Annotated in this window: 6 protein-coding genes; all 6 read left to right on the top strand. The window is 57.9% G+C overall.

Annotated features, from left to right (window positions below):
- A partial coding sequence (locus AC1DRJ_RS17520; RefSeq protein ID WP_477803264.1) for an LPS export ABC transporter permease LptF occupies positions 1-710 on the top strand: 710 nt, incomplete at its 5' end.
- Positions 703-1,764: an LPS export ABC transporter permease LptG gene (gene lptG, locus AC1DRJ_RS17515; protein ID WP_477803263.1), complete on the top strand. Its 1,062-nt coding sequence runs from the start codon at positions 703-705 to the stop codon at positions 1,762-1,764. The genes AC1DRJ_RS17520 and lptG, both read left to right, overlap by 8 nt.
- 171 nt (positions 1,765-1,935) lie before the next feature.
- Positions 1,936-3,735, top strand: coding sequence for a translation elongation factor 4 (gene lepA, locus AC1DRJ_RS17510; protein WP_477803262.1), 1,800 nt, complete (start codon positions 1,936-1,938; stop codon positions 3,733-3,735).
- A 5-nt stretch (positions 3,736-3,740) separates the two neighbouring features.
- Positions 3,741-4,595, top strand: coding sequence for a signal peptidase I (gene lepB / locus AC1DRJ_RS17505; protein WP_477803261.1), 855 nt, complete (start codon positions 3,741-3,743; stop codon positions 4,593-4,595).
- Positions 4,596-4,779: 184 nt separating this feature from the next.
- Positions 4,780-5,469, top strand: a complete 690-nt coding sequence (gene rnc / locus AC1DRJ_RS17500) for a ribonuclease III (protein WP_477803260.1) — start codon at positions 4,780-4,782, stop codon at positions 5,467-5,469.
- Positions 5,462-6,025 (top strand): GTPase Era (era, locus tag AC1DRJ_RS17495; protein ID WP_477803259.1); only part of this gene is annotated, 564 nt, incomplete at its 3' end. The genes rnc and era, both read left to right, overlap by 8 nt.

The raw sequence follows: 6,025 nt of genomic DNA, 5'->3' as shown, positions 1-6,025 counted from the left end.
CACTTACCGAGTTCGATACCCTGGAACCGGGTCGCTTCCAGGCATTGCGTGACGGTACTCGGGTGACCTATACCGAGCAACTGACCGATGATCGCGTGAACCTGGCGGGTGTGTTCATTTCGCAGAAAAACACCAACTCCGACCAGAAGGATCGCGGGATTTCCGTGCTGGTGGCCGAGAAAGGCCGCCAGGAAATTCGTCCGGACGGTAACCGCTACCTGATCCTCGACAACGGTTATCGCTATGACGGTAATCCAGGGCAGGCCAACTATCGGGCGATCAAATACGACGAGTATGGGGTGTTGTTGCCAAAACCGGATGTCAGCGACGAAGTGACCGATCGTGATGCAATGAGCACCCGCTCCTTGATCGACAACGATGACGCTCGTTCGCATGGCGAGCTGCAATGGCGTCTGTCCCTGCCATTGCTGGTGTTCATCGTGACCCTGATGGCGGTGCCGCTGGCCCGCGTCAACCCGCGACAGGGGCGTTTCCTCAAGCTGCTGCCGGCGATTCTTCTTTATATGGCCTACCTCACTATCCTGATTGCCGCGCGAGGTGCCCTCGACAAGGGCAAGATCCCGCCCGCCCTCGGGTTGTGGTGGGTTCACGGGGTGTTCCTGATCATCGGTCTCGGGCTGCTTTACTGGGAGCCGTTGCGCTTGAAGATGGCGAGTCGCCGCAGCGCACTGGAGGTGGCTCGTGGTTAAGCTCGATCGCTACATCGGCAGCAGCGTATTTATGGCAATCCTGGCGGTACTCGGGATCATTCTCGGCCTGGCGACGCTGTTCTCCTTCATCGACGAGATGAGCGAAGTCAGCGACACCTATACCCTGTTGGATGCTTCCAGTTACGTCTTGCTGACGGCTCCGCGCCGTCTTTACGACATGTTGCCAATGGCGGCGCTGATCGGATGCCTGATTGGCCTCGGCAGCCTGGCCAGCAACAGTGAACTGACCATCATGCGCGCCGCTGGCGTGTCGATCGGTCGAATTGTCTGGGCGGTGATGAAGCCGATGCTGGTCCTGATGGTGGTCGGTGTGCTGATCGGCGAGTACGTTGCGCCGGCCACCGAAGTCACGGCACAAGCCAACCGCTCGCTGGCTCAGGGCAGCGGCGATGCGCAAAGCGCCAAGCACGGCCTGTGGCACCGCCAGGGCGACGAGTTCATTCACGTCAACTCCGTGCAGCCCAATGGCCTTCTATATGGCGTGACCCGCTATCGCTTCGACAAAGAGCGGCACATGCTGTCGGCGAGTTTCGCCAAGCGTGCCGAGTTCGACAAGGATCACTGGCAGCTCAGCGACGTCACGACCACTGTATTCCATGACAAGAGCACCGAAGTGGTCACTGCCCCTGTCGAGCGTTGGGAAATTGCCTTGAGCCCTCAGTTACTGGACACCGTGGTAATGGCGCCTGAGTCGCTGTCGATCAGCGGTCTGTGGAGTTACATCCACTATCTGGCTGACCAGGACTTGAGCAATGGCCGCTACTGGCTGGCGTTTTGGGTCAAGGTGTTGCAGCCTCTGGTGACTGCCGCGCTGGTGCTGATGGCTATTTCCTTCATCTTTGGTCCGCTGCGCTCGGTAACCCTCGGTCAGCGTGTGTTCACCGGTGTTCTGGTGGGCTTTACCTTCCGTATCGTCCAGGATTTGCTAGGGCCTTCGAGCCTGGTGTTCGGTTTCTCGCCGCTGTTTGCGGTGCTGGTACCGGCCGGTGTCTGCGCCTTGGCAGGTGTCTGGCTGTTGCGCCGGGCCGGCTGAATACGGGTTTTTCCTGGCCTTGCCGGTCACCCAAAACGCCCCTGTCGCAAGACCGGGGCGTTTTTGTGCCTCCCGTCTGACCTGCAAACGTGACGCTTGCGCCGTGGATCAGGTACAATTCCCGGCTATTTTTCGGCGGGCTATGCCTGCAGCCTTTTTGAGTGTTGATCCGTGAGTGATTTGAGTCATATCCGCAATTTCTCCATCATCGCCCACATTGACCATGGCAAGTCGACGCTGGCTGATCGATTCATCCAGATGTGCGGCGGCCTTGCCGAGCGCGAAATGGAAGCCCAGGTGCTGGACTCCATGGACCTGGAGCGTGAACGCGGGATCACCATCAAGGCCCACAGCGTCACCCTTTATTACACCGCTCGCGATGGCATCAAGTACCAGCTGAACTTCATTGACACCCCGGGCCACGTTGACTTCACCTACGAAGTCAGCCGATCGCTGGCGGCCTGTGAAGGTGCGTTGCTGGTGGTCGATGCCGGTCAGGGCGTTGAAGCGCAGTCGGTCGCCAACTGCTACACGGCGATCGAGCAGGGCCTGGAAGTCATGCCAGTCCTGAACAAGATCGACCTGCCACAGGCCGATCCGGACCGCGTCAAAGAAGAAATCGAAAAAATCATCGGCATCGATGCCACCGATGCGGTCGAGTGCTCGGCCAAGACCGGTCTGGGCGTCGACGAAGTGCTCGAGCGACTGGTCGCCACCATTCCACCGCCGACCGGCAACTACGAAGATCCGTTGCAAGCGTTGATCATCGACTCCTGGTTCGACAACTACCTGGGCGTTGTTTCCTTGGTACGCGTGCGTCAAGGCCGTGTGAAGAAGGGCGACAAGATCCTGGTCAAATCCACCGGCAAGATCCACCTGGTGGACAGCGTCGGTGTCTTCAACCCGAAACACACCCCTACCGTTGACCTGAAAGCCGGTGAAGTGGGCTTCATCATTGCCAGCATCAAGGACATTCACGGTGCGCCAGTGGGCGACACCCTGACCTTGAACACGACGCCAGACGTCGACGTGCTGCCGGGTTTCAAACGCATTCAGCCGCAGGTCTACGCCGGTCTGTTCCCGGTCAGCTCCGACGACTTCGAAGATTTCCGTGAAGCCCTGCAAAAGCTCACGCTCAACGACTCGTCCCTGCAGTACACCCCGGAAAGCTCCGACGCACTGGGCTTTGGCTTCCGTTGTGGGTTCCTCGGCATGCTGCACATGGAAATCATCCAGGAGCGCCTGGAGCGCGAGTACGACCTGGACCTGATCACCACGGCGCCGACAGTAATCTTCGAGCTGTTGCTGAAAACCGGTGAAACGATTTACGTCGATAACCCGTCGAAGCTTCCGGACCTGTCCTCGATCGAAGACATGCGTGAGCCGATCGTGCGGGCCAATATTCTTGTGCCGCAAGAGCACCTGGGCAACGTCATTACCCTGTGCATCGAAAAGCGTGGCGTGCAACACGACATGTTGTTCCTCGGTTCCCAGGTTCAGGTGACCTACGATTTGCCGATGAACGAAGTGGTCCTGGACTTCTTCGACCGTCTGAAATCGACCAGCCGTGGTTATGCTTCGCTGGATTACCATTTCGACCGTTATCAATCGGCTAGTCTGGTGAAACTGGACGTGCTGATCAACGGTGACAAGGTCGACGCCCTGGCGCTGATCGTGCACAAGGATAACGCGCACTACAAAGGTCGCCAGTTGACCGAGAAGATGAAAGAACTGATTCCGCGCCAGATGTTCGACGTCGCGATCCAGGCCGCCATTGGCGGGCAGATCATTGCGCGAACCTCCGTCAAGGCTCTCAGAARGAACGTATTGGCCAAATGCTACGGCGGTGACGTTAGTCGTAAGAAGAAGCTGCTTGAAAAGCAAAAGGCCGGTAAAAAACGCATGAAGCAAGTCGGCAACGTGGAAATTCCACAGGAAGCCTTCCTTGCAGTGCTCAGGTTGGATAGTTAGGTCCTATGTCACTAAATTTCCCGCTATTGCTGGTCATCGCCGTGTTCGTCTGCGGCCTGTTGGCGTTGCTCGATCTGGTTTTCCTGGCGCCGCGTCGGCGTGCTGCCATTGCCTCCTATCAGGGCAGCGTCAGCCAGCCTGATGTGGTGGTGGTCGAGAAGCTGAACAAAGAGCCGCTGCTGGTTGAATACGGCAAGTCGTTCTTCCCGGTGTTGTTCATCGTGCTGGTCCTGCGTTCGTTCCTGGTGGAACCGTTCCAGATTCCTTCCGGCTCGATGAAACCGACCCTGGATGTAGGCGACTTCATTTTGGTGAACAAGTTTTCTTACGGGATCCGCCTGCCGGTGATCGACAAGAAAGTCATCGAAGTGGGTGATCCACAGCGTGGCGATGTGATGGTGTTCCGCTACCCGAGCGATCCGAACGTCAATTACATCAAGCGAGTAATTGGCCTCCCGGGTGACAAGATTCGTTATACCGCTGACAAGCGTCTGTTCGTCAACGGCGAGTCGATTGCCGAACAAATGGTTGGCTCCGAGCCGGGCACGTTGGGCAGTGCTGAGCTCTACAAGGAAAAGCTCGGCGCTGCCGAGCACCTGATCCGCAAGGAAATGAGCCGCTATCGCGCTGCGCCGGATCATTCGTGGACCGTGCCGGCCGGGCACTACTTCATGATGGGCGACAACCGCGACAACTCCAACGACAGTCGCTTTTGGGATGATCCAAGTATTCCCAAGGATCTGCTGGGCATGGTTCCCGACAAGAATATCGTCGGCAAGGCCTTCGCAGTCTGGATGAGCTGGCCGGAACCTAAACTCAGTCACCTGCCGAATTTTTCGCGGGTTGGCCTGATCAAGTAATCACACACGGCGCTGTTGAACACAGCGCCGAATGCTTTTCTGGAACCGACACAATCGGCACCGTTAGCATGAAGCCAATGATATTCAGGACGTAATTTTTGAACACAGCGTTAATTGTCCCAGGCCTGCGCCGACTCTCGGCGATGGCGGTGGAATCCAACCACGAACTCAGCGTGGGTAAACCGTGAGCGTCTCCTTAAGCCGTCTCGAGCGTCAGCTCGGCTACACCTTCAAGGATCAGGATCTGATGGTCCTGGCCCTTACTCACCGCAGCTTTGCCGGGCGTAACAACGAACGCCTGGAATTCCTCGGTGATGCCATCCTTAACTTCGTCGCTGGCGAGGCGTTGTTCGATCGCTTCCCGCTGGCGCGTGAAGGCCAGTTGTCGCGTTTGCGAGCACGCCTGGTGAAAGGCGAGACCCTGGCCGTACTGGCTCGCGGTTTCGATCTGGGCGACTATCTGCGCCTGGGCTCCGGTGAACTGAAAAGCGGCGGTTTTCGTCGCGAGTCAATTCTGGCCGATGCCCTSGAAGCSYTGATYGGYGCGATCTACCTYGACGCMGGCATGGACATGGCGCGCGAGCGCGTGCTGGCCTGGCTGGCCGGYGAGTTCGAAGGCCTGACATTGGTCGACACCAACAAAGATCCGAAAACCCGCCTGCAGGAATTCCTGCAATCGCGTGGTTGTGAGCTGCCACGTTACGAAGTGGTGGATATCCAGRGTGAGCCACATTGCCGGACGTTCTTCGTCGAATGTGAAATCACCTTACTGAATGAAAAAAGCCGAGGTCAGGGTGTGAGTCGTCGTATTGCCGAACAGGTAGCGGCCGCTGCAGCACTGATTGCCCTGGGTGTGGAGAATGGCAATGACTGATTCAACTGCAACTCGCTGTGGCTATGTTGCCATCGTCGRCCGTCCCAACGTGGGCAAGTCCACGCTGCTGAACCACATACTGGGTCAGAAACTGGCGATCACCTCGCGCAAACCGCAAACCACCCGCCACAACATGCTGGGTATCAAGACCGAAGGCGCCGTTCAGGCGATCTACGTCGACACCCCGGGCATGCACAAGGGTGGCGAAAAAGCGCTGAACCGCTACATGAACAAGACCGCATCGGCGGCGTTGAAAGACGTCGATGTAGTGATCTTCGTCGTTKACCGCACCAAGTGGACCGACGAAGACCAGATGGTCCTCGAGCGTGTCCAGTACGTGACCGGTCCGTTGATCGTGGCGCTGAACAAGACGGACCGCATCGAAGACAAAGCTGAACTGATGCCGCACCTGACCTGGTTGCAGGAACAGCTGCCGAACGCGCAGATCATGCCGATCTCGGCCCAGCACGGGCACAACCTCGAGACCCTTGAGCGTGTGATTGCCGGTTACCTGCCGGAAAACGATCACTTCTTCCCGGAAGACCAGATCACAGAC

This window comes from Pseudomonas sp. P5_B2 (genome assembly GCF_056400445.1).
The sequence above is the reverse complement of the archived record's forward strand: the minus strand, read 5'-3'. Positions and strand labels throughout refer to the sequence as shown.

Coding starts and splice junctions, on each gene's coding strand:
- lepB (WP_477803261.1), top strand. CDS start 3,741: ATGTCACTAAATTTCCCGCTATTGCTGGTCATCGCCGTGTTCGTCTGC.